This window comes from Labrys sp. 22185 (genome assembly GCF_052045555.1).
Classification (GTDB): domain Bacteria; phylum Pseudomonadota; class Alphaproteobacteria; order Rhizobiales; family Labraceae; genus Labrys; species Labrys neptuniae.
Map to the genome: position 1 here is coordinate 1 of NZ_JBQEPH010000022.1, position 21,640 is coordinate 21,640.

The 21,640-nt window shown below is 60.4% G+C and carries 25 protein-coding genes; 5 read left to right on the top strand and 20 right to left on the bottom strand.

What is annotated here, in order from left to right; all coding sequences use genetic code 11:
- Nucleotides 1-125 precede the first annotated feature (125 nt).
- Nucleotides 126-344 carry a hypothetical protein gene (locus ACTJKX_RS28700; protein ID WP_311939580.1) on the top strand — a complete coding sequence of 73 codons (219 nt, stop codon included), beginning with the start codon at nt 126-128 and terminating at the stop codon, nt 342-344.
- A 194-nt stretch (nt 345-538) separates the two neighbouring features.
- On the top strand, nt 539-799 hold the full coding sequence (locus tag ACTJKX_RS28705) for a hypothetical protein (RefSeq protein WP_440727325.1): 261 nt from the start codon (nt 539-541) through the stop codon (nt 797-799).
- Nucleotides 800-1,886: 1,087 nt separating this feature from the next.
- Here the strand turns inward: ACTJKX_RS28705 and ACTJKX_RS28710 are convergent.
- Nucleotides 1,887-2,318: a nuclear transport factor 2 family protein gene (locus ACTJKX_RS28710; RefSeq protein WP_394314532.1), complete on the bottom strand. Its 432-nt coding sequence runs from the start codon at nt 2,316-2,318 to the stop codon at nt 1,887-1,889.
- Between the two features lie 264 nt (nt 2,319-2,582).
- Between ACTJKX_RS28710 and ACTJKX_RS28715 the strand changes: the two genes are divergently transcribed.
- A complete protein-coding gene (locus ACTJKX_RS28715) occupies nt 2,583-3,899 on the top strand; it encodes an NRAMP family divalent metal transporter (protein WP_440727386.1) in 1,317 nt (438 codons plus the stop codon).
- Between the two features lie 379 nt (nt 3,900-4,278).
- On the opposite strand, the gene ACTJKX_RS28720 is transcribed toward ACTJKX_RS28715, so the two are convergent.
- Nucleotides 4,279-4,551, bottom strand: a complete 273-nt coding sequence (locus ACTJKX_RS28720) for a YidB family protein (protein WP_440727326.1) — start codon at nt 4,549-4,551, stop codon at nt 4,279-4,281.
- On the opposite strand from ACTJKX_RS28720, the gene ACTJKX_RS28725 reads away from it, so the two are divergent.
- Nucleotides 4,528-4,902 carry an SDR family oxidoreductase gene (locus ACTJKX_RS28725; protein ID WP_440727327.1) on the top strand — a complete coding sequence of 125 codons (375 nt, stop codon included), beginning with the start codon at nt 4,528-4,530 and terminating at the stop codon, nt 4,900-4,902. The two genes, ACTJKX_RS28720 and ACTJKX_RS28725, sit on opposite strands and share 24 nt — an antisense overlap.
- Here the strand turns inward: ACTJKX_RS28725 and ACTJKX_RS28730 are convergent, their stop codons facing one another.
- The 16 genes from ACTJKX_RS28730 to ACTJKX_RS28805 all read right to left on the bottom strand — a co-directional run bounded on the left by ACTJKX_RS28730 (nt 4,903) and on the right by ACTJKX_RS28805 (nt 19,946).
- Nucleotides 4,903-5,493 carry a helix-turn-helix domain-containing protein gene (locus ACTJKX_RS28730; RefSeq protein WP_394314440.1) on the bottom strand — a complete coding sequence of 197 codons (591 nt, stop codon included), beginning with the start codon at nt 5,491-5,493 and terminating at the stop codon, nt 4,903-4,905. It lies immediately after the preceding gene.
- 213 nt (nt 5,494-5,706) lie between these two features.
- Nucleotides 5,707-6,309 (bottom strand): HupE/UreJ family protein, encoded by a 603-nt coding sequence (locus ACTJKX_RS28735; RefSeq protein ID WP_440727328.1) that lies wholly within the window; start codon nt 6,307-6,309, stop codon nt 5,707-5,709.
- A 42-nt stretch (nt 6,310-6,351) separates the two neighbouring features.
- The gene (locus ACTJKX_RS28740; RefSeq protein WP_440727387.1) at nt 6,352-7,173 is read right to left on the bottom strand and encodes an urease accessory protein UreD; all 822 of its coding nucleotides are present in this window, start codon (nt 7,171-7,173) and stop codon (nt 6,352-6,354) included.
- 50 nt (nt 7,174-7,223) lie between these two features.
- On the bottom strand, nt 7,224-7,871 hold the full coding sequence (gene ureG / locus ACTJKX_RS28745; protein WP_394314443.1) for an urease accessory protein UreG: 648 nt from the start codon (nt 7,869-7,871) through the stop codon (nt 7,224-7,226).
- Between the two features lie 4 nt (nt 7,872-7,875).
- Complete coding sequence (gene ureC, locus ACTJKX_RS28750) at nt 7,876-9,588, bottom strand: urease subunit alpha (protein ID WP_440727329.1); 1,713 nt, start codon at nt 9,586-9,588, stop codon at nt 7,876-7,878.
- Between the two features lie 14 nt (nt 9,589-9,602).
- Nucleotides 9,603-10,298 carry an urease subunit gamma gene (locus ACTJKX_RS28755; protein ID WP_440727330.1) on the bottom strand — a complete coding sequence of 232 codons (696 nt, stop codon included), beginning with the start codon at nt 10,296-10,298 and terminating at the stop codon, nt 9,603-9,605.
- 25 nt (nt 10,299-10,323) lie between these two features.
- Nucleotides 10,324-11,010, bottom strand: coding sequence for an urease accessory protein UreF (locus ACTJKX_RS28760; RefSeq protein WP_440727331.1), 687 nt, complete (start codon nt 11,008-11,010; stop codon nt 10,324-10,326).
- Nucleotides 11,007-11,459 carry an urease accessory protein UreE gene (gene ureE / locus ACTJKX_RS28765; protein WP_440727332.1) on the bottom strand — a complete coding sequence of 151 codons (453 nt, stop codon included), beginning with the start codon at nt 11,457-11,459 and terminating at the stop codon, nt 11,007-11,009. Before ureE ends, ACTJKX_RS28760 begins: the two co-directional genes overlap by 4 nt.
- 48 nt (nt 11,460-11,507) lie before the next feature.
- On the bottom strand, nt 11,508-12,203 hold the full coding sequence (gene urtE / locus ACTJKX_RS28770; RefSeq protein ID WP_440727333.1) for an urea ABC transporter ATP-binding subunit UrtE: 696 nt from the start codon (nt 12,201-12,203) through the stop codon (nt 11,508-11,510).
- Nucleotides 12,196-12,993: an urea ABC transporter ATP-binding protein UrtD gene (urtD, locus tag ACTJKX_RS28775; protein WP_367625820.1), complete on the bottom strand. Its 798-nt coding sequence runs from the start codon at nt 12,991-12,993 to the stop codon at nt 12,196-12,198. Before urtD ends, urtE begins: the two co-directional genes overlap by 8 nt.
- Entirely contained in the window at nt 12,990-14,084 is a 1,095-nt protein-coding gene (gene urtC, locus ACTJKX_RS28780) for an urea ABC transporter permease subunit UrtC (protein WP_394314448.1), read from the bottom strand. The genes urtD and urtC overlap by 4 nt, the downstream gene beginning before the upstream one ends.
- 25 nt (nt 14,085-14,109) lie before the next feature.
- Entirely contained in the window at nt 14,110-15,000 is an 891-nt protein-coding gene (gene urtB, locus ACTJKX_RS28785; protein WP_440727334.1) for an urea ABC transporter permease subunit UrtB, read from the bottom strand.
- 71 nt (nt 15,001-15,071) lie between these two features.
- Entirely contained in the window at nt 15,072-16,319 is a 1,248-nt protein-coding gene (locus ACTJKX_RS28790) for a transporter substrate-binding domain-containing protein (RefSeq protein WP_311939611.1), read from the bottom strand.
- A gap of 463 nt (nt 16,320-16,782) precedes the next feature.
- On the bottom strand, nt 16,783-17,391 hold the full coding sequence (locus tag ACTJKX_RS28795; RefSeq protein ID WP_068290287.1) for an ANTAR domain-containing response regulator: 609 nt from the start codon (nt 17,389-17,391) through the stop codon (nt 16,783-16,785).
- A 12-nt stretch (nt 17,392-17,403) separates the two neighbouring features.
- A complete protein-coding gene (locus ACTJKX_RS28800; RefSeq protein WP_311939615.1) occupies nt 17,404-18,558 on the bottom strand; it encodes a transporter substrate-binding domain-containing protein in 1,155 nt (384 codons plus the stop codon).
- A 266-nt stretch (nt 18,559-18,824) separates the two neighbouring features.
- Nucleotides 18,825-19,946 carry a GMC family oxidoreductase gene (locus tag ACTJKX_RS28805; RefSeq protein ID WP_440727335.1) on the bottom strand — a complete coding sequence of 374 codons (1,122 nt, stop codon included), beginning with the start codon at nt 19,944-19,946 and terminating at the stop codon, nt 18,825-18,827.
- Here ACTJKX_RS28805 and ACTJKX_RS28810 point away from each other — a divergent pair.
- Nucleotides 19,845-20,213, top strand: coding sequence for an SDR family oxidoreductase (locus ACTJKX_RS28810; RefSeq protein ID WP_440727336.1), 369 nt, complete (start codon nt 19,845-19,847; stop codon nt 20,211-20,213). The two genes, ACTJKX_RS28805 and ACTJKX_RS28810, sit on opposite strands and share 102 nt — an antisense overlap.
- Nucleotides 20,214-20,217: 4 nt before the next feature.
- On the opposite strand, the gene ACTJKX_RS28815 is transcribed toward ACTJKX_RS28810, so the two are convergent.
- A complete protein-coding gene (locus ACTJKX_RS28815; RefSeq protein WP_440727337.1) occupies nt 20,218-20,733 on the bottom strand; it encodes an AAA family ATPase in 516 nt (171 codons plus the stop codon).
- Nucleotides 20,734-20,744: 11 nt separating this feature from the next.
- Nucleotides 20,745-21,632: an ROK family protein gene (locus ACTJKX_RS28820; RefSeq protein WP_394314486.1), complete on the bottom strand. Its 888-nt coding sequence runs from the start codon at nt 21,630-21,632 to the stop codon at nt 20,745-20,747.
- Nucleotides 21,633-21,640 lie beyond the last annotated feature (8 nt).

Below are 21,640 nucleotides of genomic sequence, written 5' to 3' on the forward strand. Positions count from 1 at the left end.
GCGGGCTGTTCTTTTCCAAGAGGAGAAGGCGTAGAGGGCGCTCGCGAACGCGAGAAGCGACACGCAGTGGGCATCATGCCCACGGTCCTAGTACAGGGCCTGCTAACCCCAAAGGAGCAGGACCGGTGAAACCGATTTTCTGTATTTTCGAACGCAGCTTCGACCGCCATCCGATCGAGGTGAACGTGAATCTCATCCTCTATCTGGAGGGCAATGACGACGGCACGACGACCATGTATTTCAGGAGAGACGAATTCGTGGTCGTCAGGGGCACCCTCGCGGACACCCGCAGGCATATCGAAACCTGCACGTCGATGACCCCGCCGGCGGACGTCGCAGCCTGAAAACAAGGAGCAATTGCCGCCGGCAGGAAACCCGCATTGCTCCCTTCCCCTGCTTGCCCGCTCGCTGCCCCCATGCGCGGCGGGCTTTTTTTTAACCATGGGATTTCAGGCGGTCTTGATCCCGAAAACGCCATTGCTAGATTTCCGCACTGGAAGAGCCATCATTGCGCTCGCGTTTGTGTGGGATGGTAGGAATGGACGAAGCGCAGGAGACGACGGGTCGTTCTGAAGGGACAGAGACCAAAATCCCGATATTCTGCACATTCGAACGAAGTTTCGACCGACATCCGATCGAAGTGAACGTGACTCGCATCTGCTATATCGAGGGCAATGAGCCCGACAGCTCGACCCTGTATTTCGACAGGGAGCACTTCGTGGTCGTTCATGGCAAGGCCGAGCAGATCCGGGCACGGATCGAAACCCGGGTTTGGCAGTCGCAGATCCTGCTCCGATAGCCCCGCTCCCACGCAACAAGCGGTCCGGCTGCGAAGCCCTGCGCTCGGCGGAAAGCAGCGTTGCCGGGCCATCACGGCTTGCGCCACGGGCTCGATCAGCCCCCCATATGGTTCATCATCGACCCCACACTAAGAGCACTGCAGGACTCGAGTGGGGGCGCGAATGCCGGTGACCGGGTCTAAGGTGCTACCTCAACGGCAACTGCAGTCCGGTCAGGAGGATTGAGAGATCCGGTGAAATTGGTCTGTAATGCGAGGCTATCGGTACCCGTAAAGCCCGGATTCGGCCGATACGTGACTGCAGTCATCGGTATCATCCTGGCATTGCATTTGTAGAGGTGGCTTGTCGTCGGGTAGGCGGGATGGTCTTTCACGTGAACAACCGTGGCAATGCCATTGCGCGGAGGCGTGATAATCTTGACGGAAGGTGGCAGGTCATACATGACGCAATCGTTGGCGACCTGATACGCGCTGTACACCGTGACGGACTGATCTTTTTTCGTATGGCGAGTAACGGACGGGCCAACCCTCAACCCCTTCTCGAGTGGTTTATTGTCGGCACAAGCTCCCAAGACACATGCTACCCCCAACGGCAATAAGATATAGACTGGCCTCATGACTTGCATACCTTCCCCTGACACTTCGACTAATCAACGACGAAGGGGATATGAATGCAAGTTTAAATTTATTCGAACTACACGCACGCGTATATTAAAATAATTCAAATAATTATCCTTATACAAATTCTTATTTAATTGAAGTTCATAATGTATTTTTAAATTTAATTTCGTATTATCATGATTTATAAGCCTAAAATTGATATATAAATTCAAAATATTTGTTATTATAATCTTAGTTTTTATATAAAATTACGTCGTCTCATGCTTTTTCATGCCCTCGACGCCTGAATTAGCTGATACGGCCACCAGGATAAGCATTGGCGACCTTTGTGACGGCGCCGACAAGGCGCCCGGCGATCTAATTGTCGATCTCGGTTCGCCCCCTGCCTCAGAGGCGGCATATTCTAAGTCGGACAGGAAGGAGCCACACGGATCGATGAAGCGTGCATTTGCAGGCACGGCTGGCGTCAGATGATGCCATGCTCTTTTAGAAGTGCCTGCTCGTCACCTGATACCCAACCAAATATCTTCGCCTCGGAATCCAGTATCTGAACGAAATAGTGGACATCAAAATCGATCACTTTGTGCCCTCGATCCTTCTGGCCATAGGTGGCGGTCCAAGCGACATGGGCTAGGCAATGACATTCGTCTATGGAGGAAAGGCGGACATTGCGTATGCGCATCTCTGTCGTCCCGATTGCCCGATAATGTGCATATCCCTGCACGATCGCCTGTTTGAACTGATCGTCGTTCTTTCCAGTCATGACGCCGGCGGGTGCGGCGCCGATAAATTCGGGCGCGTACAGTGAGGCGACCTCGTCCATGTCTGCATGGCCACCGAGAGACTGATTGCAGAAGTTCTCGTATCGCTCGAATAGCTTCCTTACAGCCGCCTCCATCATAGCGTTCTCCTGGAAACTCGGTACTGGACAGCCAGAACCGCGGTGCTTCCCATCCGTTCCAAGCACAATTCCGCCACCGTACGCCATCGCCATTCCGCCGGGCGGTCGAGCATTCCTCGGGAACCGAATGCCACCGAGCGAGTTCGTAAGCTCGCATAGCAGACGAGAGGGCGCCACATCGATCCTGCGCACAGATTGATTTGCAGCTTTCGATGTCGGCGCCAGAGCAACAACAAGAACATCTTGCAGCAAGGCGGAACAATGAGCGGGACTGAGGGGGACCTCGATCCAAGAACAGAGCGCAGCCCGGCTGTCGAGCCAAGCAAGCCACGTATACTCAAAGTTCTCGGCCCGGGCTTAATCACCGGCGCTTCGGACGACGATCCCAGCGGAATTGCGACTTATTCCCAGGTGGGTGCGCAATATGCCTATGGCGCGAGCTGGACCCTGTTGTTTTCCTACCCCCTCATGAGCGCCATCCAGATGATCAGCGCCCGTCTCGGACGAACCACGGGACGAGGCATAGCCGGCAACCTGCGCAGATATTATCCCAATTGGCTGGTCTATACGGGCGTCTGCCTGCTGGTGATCGCCAACATCATCAATATCGGGGCCGATATCGGCGCAATGGGCGACGCCGTCAAACTCATCATCGGCGGCCCGGCCCTGGTCTATGTCGTGCTTTTCGGAGCCGGATGCGCAATCGCGCAGGTATTCCTGCAATACAAGAAATACGTTCGCATTCTCAAATGGCTCAGCCTGGCCTTGCTGAGCTATGTCGCGACGCTTTTCATCGTAAAGATCGACTGGGCGGCTCTCGCGACGGGATTCTTTACGCCGCATATCGAGTTTTCCTCCGACTATCTCATGGCAATTGTCGCAATTTTTGGCACCACCATCAGCCCGTATCTCTTCTTTTGGCAGGCCTCGCAGGAAGTGGAGGACCTCAAGGAAAAGCCCAAGCGCCACCCTTTGAAGGATAGTCCGGACCAAGCCAAGGAGGCCGATCAAAGGATTGAACTGGATACGCTCGCCGGCATGGGCGTTTCCAACTTCATTGCGCTGTCCATCATGGTCACGGCGGCCGCGACGCTCAATGTGCACCACATCACCGACATTGGCAGTTCAGCGCAGGCGGCTGAAGCGCTGGAGCCCGTTGCAGGCAAATTTGCCGAGCTTTTGTTTGTCATCGGCATCGTGGGAACAGGGCTCCTGGCCGTGCCGGTGCTGGCCGGATCGGCCGCTTACGGGCTCGGAGAAGCGCTGCGCTGGCCCACCGGACTGGCCCGCAAGCCCAAGGACGCCAAGGCCTTCTATGCCACGATAGCGATCGCAACCATGCTCGGCGTTGCCTGGAACTTCGCCCCCGTCAATCCGATCCGGGCCCTTTTCTGGAGCGCCGTGGTGAATGGCGTCGTCGCTGTGCCGATCATGGTCATCATGATGCTGATGTCGACCGACAAAAAAATTATGGGCGAGCAGGTGATCGGCGGCTGGCTGCTTGGCCTGGGCTGGCTCTCCACGGGTGTCATGGCGCTATGCGCCGTAGGGATGGGCGCGTCTGCCTTCTTGAACTAGCCGTATCGACGAAAAGCCGCTGCCTCGGCCAGGGAGCCTATTGCACTTCCATCTCCCGCACCGACAACGGCCCCGTTCGTAGTATCGGCGACCATCGTTGCACCGACAAACGCCGCGGCAATCCAACAGGCAGCACCTGCCCCACACCGGGCGCTCAAGCAGGAAGAGGACACGTGGGGCGCCATGCCCCTATCCTACTTCGCCTCGATCGCCGGGTTGACGAAACAACATTTAACAAGATCAAGCTTCATCCCGTGACCCGGCCGACCTACCCTCTTCCTTGCTTCCATCGCGCCCGGCGGAAGCAATCGCCAGCAGTATTCACAGTCTGTTGGCGAGGCCCGGCCGCCTCTCCATTCGATCGAGCGGCCGGGCTCCTTCAGGCTGTTTGATTGCCGTGGAATGTCGAGATGATCTGCGGCAGATGGTCGGCGAGGAACTGGCTCGCCTGGGCCGGATCAACGCCGAACTTCTCAGCCAACGACGTGACCATAGGCGAACCCAGGGCCTGGGAAATCTGGTCGGCCGTGACCGCCTGATTTTCTCCGTTGCCGATCCACGACGAAACTGCTTCGCCCAGCCCGCTTTGCGACAACTGGGTCGTCAGACCCTGCAGGCCATCAATACCGTGCTGCCCGAGGAGATCGGGCAAGTCTCACCGGACTGGATCAATTCGGGGCCCAGCGAGATCTATCTGGAAAGCATAGCCGGCAGGTCGCGAATCCGACGCGAACTCCTGGTCATGCATCCGGCAGGCCGGCTGGGAGAGTCGCGCGATATCGGCAATCTCGCGGTATCGCTTGCCTCCAATGAGAGGCGATTTGCGACCGGGCATGTTTTTGTGATGGACGGAGGCCGCACCAAGAAGCTGCCGCATCAGACGGGCTCGCCTGGAGGGCACCCAACTTCCGTTTCACGGCGAAATTCAGCGTGGTGTAGCAATAGTGCAGTGGGCACGGGTGACAACGACAGTCGGATGAACCAACCCCTTATACAATACTAATTATTTGAAGCAGGTATTAAACTGTAGAAACTTGAGAGGTGTTTTGACAGCTTTGGCAAGCCCATGCCAATTCTCAGCATCAAAAAACAGGCTATCTCCTGTTTCCAATTTATGACTATTCAAGCCATGGCGATATATCATCTCACCTTCCAGCATGAAAATTAAAACATACCCCTTTCCTTGGGATGAAATGTTCGAATATTCATTATCATAAATCACCACCAAAGAGGGGTTGGTGTTAAGAAGATCGTTATAAGAATCGACAGAGCCAAGATCTAAGTTATAGACACCTTTCTGGACAGGGAATACACTCGATCCAATCACATCGGCTTGCCTGACAAAGATAACTTTACGACGCCTCTCTGTTCGTTTTATCAGCGTAGACAATGAAACGCCTAGAATTCTTGCCAAGGACTGTATGATCGTCAGGGAGGCCGTGATGGTGCCTCGCTCAATCTTCGACAGGGTACCACCTGAAATTTGAGCCGCGCGTGCAAGATCGACGGCAGAGATCCCTTCGCGCTCCCTGCAGACCCGTAGCTCTCGACCGATCGCGACCGGAAGGCGTTCCTTCTTTCTTCTTACCGACAATCGCGCCCTCCCACCGCCAAATTGCTCAATGGCATTGTGCCGCCTTAAGCCGATGCATGCGCTCCAGCAGGGAAGGAGACGCCGGCTCGAACGCCGACGTAGTCCGGCTGACCAGCTCTCCATCGATGATGCCCGCTTGTACCCTCGCGGCAAGATCGCCACGAGCGCATGCCGTTTGCCCTGCCGTTGGAGCAGGATGTCCGCGCCGGCCTTTCAGGCAAGCCCCCCGAGGAAAGCCGCACCGGTAATCGCAATAACGGCTCCGGCCGAACGGACGAGAAGTTCTCCGCGGCCGTTTCGCGATCTGCCGATTGCCAGGCCGGCTCCCACGCCGATGGCATGCAGCATGGCGGTTCCGAGCATGAAGCCCACGCCATAGGTGAAGCCGCCGATATTCTCTGGCATCTCGGCGCCATGCGCATAACCATGGAAGACTGCAAAAAACCCGACGAGAGCCATTGCCACAGGTACGGCCGCGCGCAACCGAAAGGCAACGGCGGCGCCCAGCACGAGCACGGAAAGGCCGATGCCCAGTTCGACAAACGGCAGCGTTACGCCGGCCAGTCCCAGTACGCCGCCGAAAGCCATGACGACCACAAAGCTCAACGGGACGAGCCAGATCGCCCGCCCGCCCAACTGGGCAGCAAACAATCCGACAGCGACCATGGCCAGGATATGGTCCGGTCCACCGACGGGGTGAAGGAAACCATGCGCGAGCCCGCTAGTATCGCCGATGCCGGTATGGGCATTGGCAGTGGCTGTCATGGCGCCGACAAGGATCGCAGCAAGCAGGGAAGCGGTGCAGCGGGATTTCATGGGCATATCTCCTTTCGAAATCAGTCAGCGGCCCCCGAGATCTCATTTTCTCCGGGGCATGGGCGAATGGCCGAACGCGGCTTGGCAACACAGCGAGAACAGCCGATCGGTGGCTTTGCGAGCCGCGATCGCATCTGCGGCAAGACAGCGGATGCCCCAACCGGCCGCGTTGGGGAGGACGCTCACACCAATGATGGAACGGCCCTCGACCTGCGAGCACTGCAGGTCAGCCTGGGAAGGAAGACGGGCTGGAGGAGCGAGGACGAGATAGCTCGCCATGACCTGCCAGCGCCCCATCGGTGAAGTTTGGCTGCACAGCGCATCGCCGCCGAGCCGGAAACTATCGCGGACGACCAGCCTCCCGCTCGAATTGCGGATCACGACATCCGAACTGAGCTGGTCGAAGCGGCGTCCTTCAGCCCGGGGATCATGCGTGGTGAATGCATCGCAAAGGAACATGACCGCGTCATCCGCCAGGCGGGCATCCAGGCTGGCAGCAGAGGACGCACCTGGAAAGAGCACGAGCGGGTCGGGCGCATAGGCCAGAAAAGCCCCGCCCTCGACCTCGATGACAGTCCTCTGTTGAGCGGGCCGGCCCTGGCAATCATGAACGATCGTGGCGGCCTGGGTCGTTATGTGGGCGGCAGCGCCCGCCCCCACTCGAAATCGGCATGAGAGCCGTTCCCCTCGATAGAGACCTCCGGATGACGATTGCTGATAGAGCGTAAGCAAGGAAGGAATGGCCGGATCCAGCCGGAAAGGCCGCGTCAGATGAAACGGGTAGGAGACGAACTGGCGCGCGAGCGTCGTTCGCGCACCATGCCGGATGAAGTCCAATTCGAAACGGCCCCGATGTTCGGCCATGATGTGCACGGCCGGATCACCAGGTGACGATGGTGGCTGCCAATGCTGCGTCATCGGAACAACACGTCGGCCAGGATGCGGTCCACGATTGCGCCGATGCCCTCGGCCTTGCGGCAATTGGTCAGCACCAGCGGACGACCGCGGCGGGCCGCGCCGGCCTCGCTTGTCATGCGGTCGAGATCGACGCCGACATGGGGCGCCAGATCGCTCTTGTTGATGACAAGCAGATCGCATTTGAGCACGCCCGGGCCATTCTTGCGGGGAATGTCGTCGCCTCCAGCCACATCGATGACGAACATCCACCAATCGACGAGGTCGAGCGAGAAGGTGGAGGCCAGGTTGTCGCCGCCGCTCTCGATCAGGATCAGTTCGGCATCGGGAAAACGCTGCTCCAACTCGTCGGCAGCGGCGATGTTGAGGGTGGGATCTTCCCGAATGACGGTATGGGGACAGGCGCCAGCCTCGACAGCCGCAACCCTCGCCGGATCGATCAGGCCGGAACGCCGCAGACGCTCGGCGTCCTCCGCCGTCACGAGATCGTTGGTGACGACCGCCAGCGAGACACCTCGTGCCGCAAAAGCCGGGATCAGTCGTTCGATGAGCGCCGTCTTGCCCGAACCGACCGGCCCGCCAATGCCAACCCTGGCAGCGCCCACGCGGGTCGATGGCCGATCCTTCAACAGATACGTCGCGCCCATGGCGTCACCTCAGCATATAGCGTTGTGCCAGCGGCAGCTCCCGCGCCGGCTCACATGTGGCAAGCTCGCCATCGACAAAGACGTCGAAGGTCTGGGGATCGACGCGTATCTGGGGGCAGACGTCGTTATGGAGCATGTCCTTCTTGGATAGCCCCCTCGATCCCCGGGAGGGCAGCAGCGCCTTCTTCAAATCGAGCGTGGAGGCCAGCCCTCGGTCGATAGCGGCCGGATTGACGAAGCAGGCCGACAGCGCCTGCCTGGCCCGCCCGAACGCTCCCCATTGCGGACGCAACAAGAGAGGCTCGCAGGTCATCAGCGAGGCTGCGCTGTCCCCCATCGCGCCCCAGGCGATGAAGCCGCCCTTGATGACCAGCTCCGGCTTGATGCCGAAGAAGGCCGGGCGCCAGATCACGATGTCGGCGATCTTGCTGTCCTCGAGCGAGCCGACATGGTCGGCGATCCCGAAAGTACGCGCAGCATTGATGGTGTATTTCGCGACATAGCGTTTGATCCGCTCATTGTCGCCAAGACGCGTCTTCTCCTCAGGCAGGCGCCCTCTTTGCTGCTTCATCTTGTCGGCAAGCTGCCAGGTCCTGCAGATGACCTCGTTGATGCGGCCCATGCCCTGGCTGTCAGATCCCAGCATCGAGATCGCACCGATATCGTGCAGGACGTCTTCGGCGGCGATCGTCTGCGCCCGGATGCGACTTTCCGCAAAGGCCACGTCCTCGGGTATGGACGGGTTGAGATGATGGCACACCATCGTCATGTCGAGATGTTCGTCGAAGGTATTGATGGTGTAGGGGTTGGTGGGATTGGTGGAAGACGGCAGGCACCATGGCACGCCGGCGACGCGGATGATGTCGGGCGCATGACCGCCTCCCGCACCTTCGGTGTGGTACATGTGGATGGTGCGTTCCTTGATGGCCGCCAGCGTATCTTCCAGGAAACCGGACTCGTTCAGCGTGTCGGTATGGATTTGGACTGGAAAGTCCATATCGTCAGCAACCGACAGGCAGGTGTCGATGGAAGCGGGCATCGTGCCCCAGTCCTCGTGCAATTTGAGGCCGAGGCAGCCCGTTTCGATCTGCTCGACCAGCGAGGCTGGCTTGTGCGAATTGCCTCGCCCGAGGAAACCGAAATTGATCGGCCATTGCTCGGCGGCCTGCAGCATCTTGCCGACATTGAAGGCGCCGCCGCAATCGATGCCGACGGTGATGGGTCCGAGCGAACCGCCCAGCATCGTGGTGATGCCGGAGGCGATCGCGTGCTCGCAAAGCTGGGCGCTGTCGAAGTGGACATGGACATCCAACGCACCGGCAGTGGCAATGAGGCCTTCGCAATCACGCACCGTCGTCGCCGCCGAGACGATCAGGCGAGGGTCGACATTGTCCATGATCGCTGGATTGCCGGCCTTGCCAATACCGACAATACGCCCGTCCTTGATGCCAAGATCGCCCTTGACGATCCCGAGCACGGCATCGATCACCGTGACGTTGCACAAGAGAAAGTCCAGTGCCCCTTCGGCGCTGGTCACGCCCGCGGCTAGGCCCGCGCCATCGCGCAGTGTCTTTCCGCCGCCGTGAAGACATTCGTCGCCATAGGTCGCGTAGTCCTTCTCGACCACCGCGATGAGCGAGGTGTCGCCGAGCCGGAAGCCGTCACCCGTGGTTGGTCCATACATCGCGGCATAGTCGCGACGGGAGAGGAAGGCCATCTGTCGTCTCCTTCTCAAGCGCCACGAAAGCCGGCGGCGCGAGCACGCTCGAGTGCCGCTGCCTTGGCGTTGGGATCGCGGGCCAAGCCGTCCGACAACGCGTTCAGCCCCGAAAGCATCTGCTGTCCACCGAAAGTGGTGAGCTCCACTTCTCTCTCCTGCCCCGGCTCGAACCGCACCGCCGTACCGGCGGCGATATCGAGGCGCATGCCGAAGGCGGCGGCGCGGTCGAACTCCAGAGCCCGGTTGACCTCGAAGAAATGGTAGTGGGAGCCGATCTGCACGGGACGGTCGCCGGTATTGACCACCCGAACAGCCCGTTTCTCCCTGCCGGCATTGAGTTCGATTTCGCCTTCCTCGCTGACGATCTCTCCCGGCTCGAAACTGTCGTGAGAGCCGTCGGGGGCAGGACGCAAGGGATCGTGAACCGTGACCAGCTTGGTGCCGTCCTTGAATGTCGCCTCCACCTGCAACATGGGAAGCATGGCGGCGACACCGGACATGACGTCGTCCTGCGTGAGAATCTGCGATCCCAACGCCATCATTTCCGCCACGGAGCGTCCCTCGCGTGCCCCTTCGAGGATCTCGTCGGAAATCAGTGCCACGGCTTCGGGGTAATTGAGCTTCAAGCCCTTGGCACGTCTTTTGCGGGCCAGCTCGGCTGCAGTGAAGATGGTCAGGCGTTCCAATTCAGTGGGCGTCAGCAGCATGAATGTGCTTCCCTCTTTGACCGGGCTAATTGGAAAACAGCCGCTGACCGCCGCCGCGATGAAAAGAGACGGCGATTTCAGTCAGCGGATTGAACGAGCGGATCGGTTCGTCGTCGGCCACCGGCTCGCGACAAATTCCGGCAATGACCGGCAGGGCCGCGGTGAGGATGGCCTGCGCTTCGATGGCACCGATCAGACCCAGTCTGATCGCGGCGGTAGCCAGCGATGCGGCGGCCTGATAGCCGCCGATCGAGGCAGCCGCGGTTTCATCGAGCCCGACCGACCGCCAAAGCAGGCCCTGCATGACGGCCAGATGTCCGCAGGCGGAGCCCTCACGCACCAATGCCCGGTAATCCGACGCTTTGGGCGTACCGATGCGAGCGTGGGTCGTCAGCAGCGCCATGCCGTTCCGGCGCGAGCCGGCCCTGAGACCATCCACGAAGGTCGACGCTTCGACCTCGCGGTCCAGCTCCGCCACCCCTGCCAGTTCGCTTCCGCAGCGATGAGCCCTGATCAAGGCGACGCGATCGGCCCCGGCCCAGCGCTGGCCGAGCTGCGTGAGGATGAAATCGGCAAGGTCCCAGCCACCCAGCGTGTCCTTCAGGAGCGCGGACGCTTCCAGCCCCTGGGAGAACGCGAAGCCTCCGGATGGAAACTGGCTGTCGGCATGCTGCAGGGCCACGAGCAGAGGGCTCGGATCGAGCGTGCTCATTGGTGCTCTTCGGCCGCGAGAACGGCTCCGCTCCTGACCAGCGGGTCTATGCGCGCAACATAATCGGCGGCCGGGCCATCCAGCGAGACCAGCAGGTCCTTGCCCTCGAAACGCACGCGCCAATGCAGATTGCCGGCATGGTAGCCCAGCTCCAGCGCTTCTTCGGTCCCGCGCGGCGAAAGCCTGAGCCAGCGCTGCTCGCCGGCTTTGACGACGATGGCTCTCCTGGCTTCCATGAGCAGCACCGCCCCGTCGAACAGCTTCTGGTCGCGCGGAAGTGCGATGGCGAGTTCCTCGCCACGTTCGGTCCGGGCGAGCAAGCGGCGACGATCAAGGTCCCCGACGGCGATCTTGACCACTTCCAGATCACCGTGATGTTCGAGATGATGAAGATGCTCGTGCAGTCCGGGATCCGTGCTGGCGCCGACAAGGCTTTCGATGCGAAGCATGCTGGGTTTCTCCCATTGTTCGGTTGCGGCGTCCGCCGTTGCGACGCGCTACAGGCTCATGTGCCGATGGACGAGTTCGTGAGTGAGTTCGCTGCTTGGGCCGGCCGCCGCGACACGCCCTTTCTCAAGGATGGCGAAGCGATGTGCCGCCGTTCGAGCGAAGCGGATCTTCTGTTCGACCAGGATGATCGTGAGGCCGTGATCGCGGTTGAGCGCGATGATCGCCCTTTCGATGTCTTCCACGATGTTGGGCTGGATGCCCTCGGTGGGCTCATCCAGGATGAGGAGGCTTGGATCGGTGGCGAGAGCGCGGGCGATGGCCAATTGCTGCTGCTGGCCGCCCGAGAGGTTTGTTCCACGCCGCCCAAGATGGTCCTTCAGGAATGGAAAGAGGCTCCAGACAAGCGGTGGCACGTCGATCTTGCGATCGGCGCGTGCATTGCAGCCAAGCAGGATGTTGTCGAGCACGCTCATGCCCGGAACGATCTCCCGCCCCTGGGGCACATAGCCGATGCCGCGCCGGGCGCGATCATGGGTCAGGGCCCTGCCGATCTCGTGCCCCTGGAATTCGATGCTCCCCGTGGTGCGCACCCCAATGCCGAGAAGGCTGCGCAGCAATGTGGTCTTGCCCACGCCATTGCGACCGAGGACGCAGAACGTCTCGCCCTTGCGTATCTCCAGATCGAGGTCGTGGATGATGTGGCTGGTGCCATAAAAGGCATTGACATGGCTGATCTTAAGCATGGCTGAGCGTCGCAGAACCGAGATAGGCTTCGATGACGGCGGGGTTCTTCTCGATGTCATCCGCCGTTCCCTCCGCCAGGACCGAACCTTGGTGGAGAACGGTTATGGTGCGGCAGATCCTGCGCACGAACGCCATGTCATGCTCGATGACGAGCACGGTGTGTTCACCGGCCAGCGCCAGCAGGAGCTCGGCGGTCTTGTCGGTTTCGGCAGCCGTCATTCCGGCGGCTGGTTCGTCGAGAAGAATGACCTTGGGATCCTGGCTGAGGACCATGGCCAGCTCCAGCCATTGCAATTGGCCGTGGGACAATTCCCCGGCCTTGCGCTTCATGAAGGATGACAGCCCCGTCCGTTCGGCGACCGCCAATTCCCGGTCGGTCGGCCCCCGCGAGAAGCGCCGGAACAGATTGTCGCGAACCTTGACGTAGCGGTTGCTTGCGATCTGCAAATTCTCGAGCACCGTCATCTCCTTGAAGACGGCAGGTGTCTGGAACTTCCGGCCGACGCCGCCACGCGCAATCGCCGCCTCGCCGATGCCGGTGATGTTGCGGTCGCGCAGCCAGATCTCGCCTTCCGACGGCAGCACCTTGCCGCACAGCAGATCGAGCAGCGTCGATTTGCCGGCACCGTTCGCACCGATGATGACCCTCAGTTCACCATCTTCGATCGACAGGTCGACATTGCTCACGGCCGGAAAGTCGTCGAAGCGGACGGTGAGATTGCGGGTCGTCAGAATGGGCGGAGTCGCGGCCTGCGGTCGTGCGGCCTCTATCCTGGTCACGGCGTTCATGGGTAGGCCTCCCGTCGTGAGGAATTGTCACGCGGGGTGCGTTCGAACCACGCTTTGATGAGGCCCACGATGCCGTTGGGCATCACCAGCACCACGAAAACGAACAGCCCGCCCAGGATGATCGGCCAAACCGGCTGGAGGACGGCATTCTCGCTGGCATAGGAGCCGACGAAATTCACCAGCAAAGCCCCGATACAGGCGCCCAGCAGGGACGCCCGACCGCCGGTCGCAGCCCAGATCACCATGGAGATGCTGAACGACGTCGCCATCAGGGAGGGTGAGGCGAACTCCGCCGTCAGGGTGAACAACATGCCTGCCAGCCCTGCTATGGTGGCCGAGAGGCAGAACACGAATAATTTGTAGCTCTCGACGTCATAGCCCAGATAGCGGGCTCGGGCCTCGTCCTCGCGGATCGCCTTGAGAACCTGTCCGATGCGAGCGGAAAGAAGCAGGCGAAGCCCGAGCACGACGAGAAACAGAATGCCGGCAACGGCGTAATAGACGCTGGGTCCGTAAGGGTCGAATTCAAAACCGGCAATCATCAGCGGGGCAAAGCTGGCAAGGCCGTTGAAGCCGCCGGTCAAGGGCTGATTGTTGATCACGAGCAACTGACCAATCAGCGCGAATGCCAGGGTGATGATGCTGACATAGACGCCCGTCGTGCGCCGCTTGAACATGACATAGCCAAGTCCCGCGGCCAGGGCACAGGGCACCAGCAATCCCGCGATCATGCCGACCGCGACCCATCTGAAGGGAATCCACAGGAAGGAGCCCGGGGTGACGCAGCAAAGATCGCGCACGGCGTCCGGCTGCATATTGAGCAGCATCAGATCCGGCACCGGGTTGTTTTCGGGCACCGCCAGCGTGAGCGACATGGCAAGCATATAGGCACCCATTCCAAAGAACAGGCCCTGGCCCAGGCTGAGTATTCCCGTATAGCCCCAGGCCAGACTTATCCCGACGGCACAGATTGCATAGACGAGATAGGTCGCAACCCGGTTGGTCCAGAAGCTGTTGAGGAAGAACGGGAGGGCGAACACCACCGCAAAGAACACTATGTAGGCGGCAATGGAAGTGCTTCGATATGTCATACGCTCATCCATGTCTTTGGGAGTGTCAGCGGCTCTTGGTCACGAACAGGCCTTGCGGCTTGAACAGCAGGATGAGGATGACCACGGCAAACAGAACGGTGCGGCCATACACATCATTGAGCCAGGTGGCGACGAAGCTCTGCACCTCGCCAAGTATTCCGGCAGCGGCGAAGGTGCCCAGCAGCTGGCCCACGCCTCCGGCGACCACCACGAGAAAGGCGTCGACGACATAGGAAGTTCCCATGTCCGGCGACACTGTCTTGAACCCGGAGACGAGAACACCTGCTACACCCGCAAGACCGCAGCCATAGGCGAAGGCAAGGGCATTGACCTTCTTGTCGTTCACGCCGCAGGCGGCAGCCGTGTTCCTGGCCACCGATACGGCTCTTAGCTGGCTACCAAAGCGCGTGCGGTAAAGGAACCACCAGGTCGCAGCCCCAAGCAGGACGGCGATCCCGAAGACAAATGCCCGATAGACCGGAATGTTCGCTCCCAGCAGATGCCAGGTCTGTTGCAGCTCGACCGGTACCGGGACGTTTTGCAGGTCCGCTCCGAGCCCATCGATCTTGATACCGAACAGGGCCAACCCGAAATGGATGCGGACGAGCTGCTGCAGAATGAGGGCAATGCCCCAGGTCGCCAGCAAGGTGTCGAGCAAACGTCCGTAGAGACGGCTGACGACCGAGCGTTCGATCGCCAGGCCGAACATCGCCGTGACCAGGAACGCCAAGGGCAGGCACAGATAGATATTCAAGCCCAGATGACGGGTCGCCAGCACGGTGACGTAGGCACCGATCATCACCATCTCGCCATGGGCGAGATTGATGACTTTCATGGTCCCGTAAATGATCGCAAGACCGAGTGCGACCATGAACAGGATCGATCCGATGCTCAGCCCGATGACGAAGGTTTCCATCTCAAACCCGATCGCAAGTGGCCGGTGGCCGTGCAGTGCCTGCAGCGGCCTGGAGTCCGACCGATGACGCGTTAGAGCGAAGCGCCGCTCGTGGTGCAGAGGCGTTTCTCCGCGCTTTCCCCGACGCTGGAATAGGGCAGCGGCAGCAGCGGCTCGGGATATTGGTCGACGATGTCGAGCAATCCATCGGCCCGTGTCTTGCCGATGCGGGGCGTCAGGTAGCTGTGGAGGTTCTGCGGGTCGATCGTGACCTTGCCTTGCGGGGCGTCGAAGGACATTCCGCCGACGGCCGAAACCACCCCCTTGGCCGTGAATTCACCCGCCTTCTCGGCCGCCATCGCCCACATGTGAACGCCGATATAGACCGCCTCCATTGCGGCATGGGTTACGGCATCGGCGCCGGCATAGGCCTTGAACGCCTTCACGAAAGCCTGGTTCTGCGGCGTTTCGACGGTCTGGAAATAGGGCAGGGACACGTAGCTGCCGAGGGCATATTCCGGCCCCATGGCCTTGATCTCGACCTCTGTCGTGGTCGACGAGCACAAGGGCAGCTTGTCGAAACTATAGCCCTGGTTGCGCAGCTCGCGATAGAAGGCGACGATCGAATCCCCGACGACATTGGAAAAGATCACATCCGCGCCGCTCGCCCCGATCTTGGACACCATCGATGCCCATTCGGTATGGCCGAGCGGGAGATATTCGTCGCCGACGACCTCCATGCCGATCTTCTGGCAGATTGTTTTCGAAGTCTTGGCCATGCCCCGCGGAAAGGCATAGTCGGAACCGACGATGAACAGCTTGCTACGTCCAAGCTTCTTCTTCAGCCAGGGCAGTGAATTCTCGAGTTGCTGATTTGGGACCGCCGATCCGGCATAGAGTACGTTCTTGGAGCACTCTTCTCCCTCGTACCAGGTCGGCCATACCAGCAGGCTTTTGCGGCGCTCGACCACGGGCAGCACCGCCTTGCGGCTGGCGGTGGTGTAGCAGCCGAAAATGACCGGTACCTGGTCTTCCATCACCAATTTGCGCGCTTTTTCACTATAGGTGCGCGGCTCGGAAGCAGGATCTTCGATCACGGGGCGCAATTGCTTGCCGAGCACGCCTCCTTTGGCATTGATCTCCGCAATTGCCATCTGGGCACATTGATTCATCGATTTCTCGACGATCGCCGTCGTGCCTGTGAGCGAATACATGATGCCGACCGGCACCTCTTCGGCTGCCCAGGCGCGATCGCCCAGACGCAGGATGGCTGGTGCTGCCAATCCCATGGCCGCGAATCCGCTTGCCTTGAGAAAGGCACGCCTTGTCTTATCGTTCATTACCCCTCCTCTGCGCCTCGATGGGCGCGTCCTTGTCTTCGAGCCGCCCCTCGCGGCCGTGCAGGATCATTCGGAAGTCTCGCGAGCGCGCCGAGCACGCCCTGACCGTTGCGGTCCAGCCTCACCAGCTCAGCAGGAGGGCTGTAGTCGAAAGATGATGAACCGGGCTCCTTCTTTTCGATGTGGGTCCTGCCGCATGGGCGCGCACGAGCCCCAGGCGACAAGGTCTGGACAAAGGTTTTCGGATAGAGAGTAAAAGCATTGCCTCGCACGCGCCGGCTCGCGCATGCTCAGTGTCGCCGATACTGCAAGACAGGGAGGCCAACAGCCTTGTCGGCCTAACCAAAACAAAAAACCCGCGAACTCCGAACGGGAGTTTGCGGGCTGCACAGCCAAATGGCGAAGACTACACTGTCTCTCGCCGAGAGTGACGCCGTTTCACCGGCGTCAACTAAGTTTCATACTAGGCACGACTTTCCTTGAACGTCAAGAGCTCATAAGCATTGATAATTGCGGTGGCGACATCGTCCATCGCCACGCGTTTGCCCATCGCCTGTTTGCGTATGCTTTCATAGGCTTCCGGCTCGCTGAGCCCCTGTGTTTCCATAAGAATGGTCTTGGCTCTTAGGATCCGGTTGTTGCCGGCGAGTTTGCGTTCGAGCTTGCGGATGCGCTTGGCCGCGCTTTGGCGCTCCATCCAAAGCGAACGGGCGATGATCAGGTTGGTGAGCAATCCAAAGGGACGAATGGGCCGCTCGATCACGGCCAGTGCACCGCATTCGAGCACCACCTGGAGCGTGCTCGGATCTTCGAACGACACGACGGCCAAGACAGCAGGGTCCGAGGGTTCGACGGGCCTGAAAAGGCGCAGAATCTTGTCCCGGTTTTCTTGTTCGATGGAGACCAGCACGACGACTGCGGTCGCGCTGACGGCCTGAGGCAGCGGCCATGTCGTTTCACAGCTGCAGCCGATGCGGCGCAGATGTTCGACCAGCGCCACGCCCTGGGCATCGGGTGGATGTATGACCTGCACGCGCAGGCCCTTGAGATCCTTGAGCAGATGGGCTGTCATCGCCTGCTCCCATCAGGCCTTGCGACGCGCGGGAGTCAGACCGCTGGCCCAGCCGTCATGCGCTGCGGTAACGAAATAAGGGTCCGGTCTTACCCGTGCCTCCGACTCCCAGATGACGTCGAATTTGCCTTGCGGATTGAGCCTGCCGATACGCGCCCACAGTTCTGTATGATGGTTGTCGGGGTCGATACGAATCCGCCCCTGCGGCGCGTCGAATTCCAAGCCCGCCAGGTGGCGCACAAGGGCGTCGGGATTGTCGGTCCCGGCCCGTTCAAGCGCCGCTGCATAGAGATATGTCTGAAAATACGCGGCTTCCGCGCTGGCAGTCACCGGCGCATCCTCGCCGAAACGCTGTTTGAAGGCCGTGACGAAGCGCCTGGCGGCCGGCGTGTCCAAAGTCTCGAAAAACGACGCTGCCGTCAGGTGCCCTGCGGCCAATCCCGACGGCATCAGGGCCACCTCCGCCTCTGTGGTCGCCAGGCTGGCAATGGGCATCGCACTGGGGTCGAAACCCGCTTCCCGATAGGCCTGATACAGAAGCACCGCCCCCGTGCCGACGACGTTGGACACCAGCACGTCCGGCTTGAGCTCCTTTATACGTTTGATGACCTTGTCGAAATCCTTTCGAACCGCTTCAACCGGAACATAGATCTCATCTAGAATCGTTCCGTCTGCCAAGGTAACCAGGTCGCTTACGACACGATTATATTCATATGGAAAAACATAGTTTGAACCAACCAGCAGAAATCTCTTGCCGTAATTCTCGATCAGATATTGCGCCAACTGGACAGCATTCTGATTTGACGATGAACCCGTGTAGAAGCAATTGTTGGAATATTCAAATCCTTCATAAAATGTAGGATAGAATAATAATCCGCGATAGGCCTCGATCTCCGGAAGAACGGCCTTTCGTGCCGTCGACATATAGCAACCGAAGATGACCCGGATCCGATCTTCGGTCAGGAGCCGAACAGCCAGTTCGCGATATCGACGCGCCGAACATTCAGGATCGTAGAATGTCGGCGCAATTCTTCGCCCAAGCACGCCTCCCGCAGCGTTGATTTCTTCGGTGGCCAGGAGCGTCGCATTTGCTTCGGCTATTTCCGCGGCAGCTGTTACGCCGCTCTTGGAAAATAGAACGCCGATTTTCCAATCGTCATTGGTCACAACTATCACCTGAGAACGGAGCACAGACAGGAATACGCCTGTCGGGCCGGTCGACACAGGCGAGAGCGGGAAACGCCACTGTTTCTCCGGCTATAGGAGTATACTTGCAAGGTTGCGAGTGCAATGCGTCAGCAGTGCGTGGCGGCATGGAGGAACGCCAAAGTGGCGATGCCGAGCGTCTCGTGCCGAGGCCTTGTCGCAGATCGATCGTCAACCTTGGCCGCAGCCTGAGGGTTCCTCCATTTCAGAGGAGCGTGTTCATGCTCTCAGGCAGCGCCTTTGTGAGCGTCGGCGATCTTTTCCGCCATCATGATCGTCGGGAGGTTCGTGTTCGCACAGGGAATCGTGGGCATCAGCGAAGCGTCGCAGACAAACAATCCTTGCAACCCACGCACCCGTCCCGTGGCATCCGTCACCGCCATCCTGTCCCCGTCGGGACCCATGCGGCAGGTGCCGGACGGATGCCAGACGCCGCCGACTGTTTCGGCGATATAGGCCTCGAGCTCGCCACGGTTGCCGACCAGTCTGAGGGGATCGTCATAGTTCGACAGCATATGGGGAAACACCTTCTCGCGCAGCCGGCCGATCAGATCGAGGCCCACCGCTCCGATCCCGGTGACGACGGCGCCGGGCGCGCTCGGCTTGGAAAAACGCTTGCCGATCTCCGACATGCCGCCGGCGTAAACGCCGGAGACCACCGAATTCACCGTCGGGTCGAGCGCCAGGCTCACGGCGCGCTCGAAGGCATCGGCCAGGCGTACGAGGTCGCGCCTGTCGGAAAGCATGCGGAAATCGATGCGCGGCGGACCGTCCGGGGATGCGGGATCGAGCAGGAGCTGGCCACGCGAATAGGACTTGTTCACCCAGAAGAAGACGGAACCGAGCTGGCGCCCCACGGCATGCCAGGCCGCGCGGGTGACGAAGTTCATATGCATGTCGCCCGGCGGACATCCCTCCAGGCCGGAGGAGAAGCGATAGCCGATGGGAATGTGGTAGTCGGGCACGCCCCGCTGGCGTGCGGCCGGCCTGAGAAAGGGCACGATACCGGCCGAGGGATGCTCCATCAGGTTCTGGCCGACGCCGGGCAGGTGATGCAGGGCCTCAATGCCGCAATCGCCCAGATGGGGGGCCGGACCGATGCCCGAGCGCATGAGGATGGCGGGCGAGGACAGCGCGCCGGCGCTCAGCACCACCCGGTTCGCCTGCACGATCTGGCTGGCGCCTCCCCGCATGGCGATCACACCAACGGCCTTGCCATCGGCCAGGACGATGCGGGAGGCGGTGGTGTGGGTACGGATTTCCAGATTGGGGCGCGCCCTGACCTGCGGCGTCAGATAGGCCCAGGCCGTGCTGACGCGACGGCGCTGCTCGTCCATGTTGACGGCCATTTCAAAAGTGCCCTCCTCCCAAGCGCCGCCAGGGCCGAGCGGGGCGTACGCGTGAATTCCGTTGCACCAACTTATGTCGACACGCCGATGTCCAATACCAGCTTCACTGACCCCGAGCGCTTTCCGACCTGGATGGAAATGACGCCGATGAAGCGCGTGGCAAGACCGGACGAAATCGCCTCGGCCATCCTGTTTCTTGCTTCGGACGCCTCCAGTGCCATCACGGGAACGACCCTCGTGGTGGACTGCGGCTACACGATCTGGTGATGCTTCACCCGACGACTTCGTCAATCCAGCCAAGCAGCCGTTCGTGATCGAGCGGCTGCGTGGTATCGACGTCGAAAATCGGGCCGCGCCGCAATGGCTCCGCCCGCCTGGCAAGCGCATCGAGCTCGGGCAGGAAGGCTTCGCCCGGATGTCCAGCATGGCGCATATCGAGCCGCTGGCGATAGCGTTCGACGAGGATTTCCGGCGGTGCATGGCACCATACTTCCGCCGTGCTGCCGACCCCTGCGCGAACAAGATGGGCCTCCAGCACATCGCGGGGCTGAAAACCGAACCAGGCATCGACGATGAAGATCATGCCATCGGGAGCATCTCTCACGATCGACCATATCGCCTGATAGCTCGCTCGTCCCAACTTGCGATTGAACTCGCGATCCCCGACGCCGAGATGGTCGAAAAAAGGCTCCTTCACGCTATCCAGCGCAAGGATTGGCCATCCGCGTGCATCCGCTACAAAGCGGGCAACGCTACTCTTGCCGGTCGCCGGCACGCCATTGACCAAGATAGCCTTCTTCATGGCGAAAACAGATCATCCTTCATTCCAGCCAATGCTGCACCAATGACACCGGCGTCATCGCCCAAGACAGCAGGCCTGACCGGGCATTGATACCATGGCGACAGGGCCGGGGCCCATTCCAATGCCGCGCATGCCGTTGCGCCCAACCCGCCGCCGAGCAGGAAGAGTTCGGGATCCACGCTGGCGACAATGCTGTCGATCGCAGCCCTGAGCGGCACCGCCCAGGCCTCGATCACCCCTGTTGCCCTCGCGTCTCCGCTGCGTGCGAGAGCAAGAATCTCGTCCGCGCTCGTTCCAACCGCAAGTCCGGCGGCGGCGATATGGCGGCCGAGAGCCGTGCCGGAACTGGTGGTCTCGACGCAACCGATCCGGCCACAATTGCAGACGGCGCCGCCAAGATCGACCGTCACATGGCCAAGTTGGCCGGCGCTACGCTGCCCCCGCATCACGGCCCCGTCCAGCACCACCGCACCGCCAATACCGGTGCCAATCGTCAGCATCGCCACATGGCGACAGTCGCGGGCGGCGCCCGCGGCAATCTCGCCGACAAGCGCCATGTTGCAATCATTGTCGATGAAGGCGCTTTTGCCGGTCTCGCGCTCGATCGCTTCGGCAAGCCGTATGGTGGACAGGTCGACATATCCGCCCGAGAGCACCTGATTGCGGCGCGCATCGACTCGCCCGGGAACACCGATGCCAACCGCTGTAATGCCAGGCCTGTCGAGGGCCCTAATCAGGGCAATGAGGCGGGAGGTCAGCGCCGTCGGATCTCGCAATGTCCTTTCAACGAGGCGCTCCAGGATCTGCCCGGATGCATCGATGCAAGCAGCCCGCACATTGGTTCCGCCAATATCGATGCCGATCGCCAAAGGGGGCTTATGCATGGCAGGCT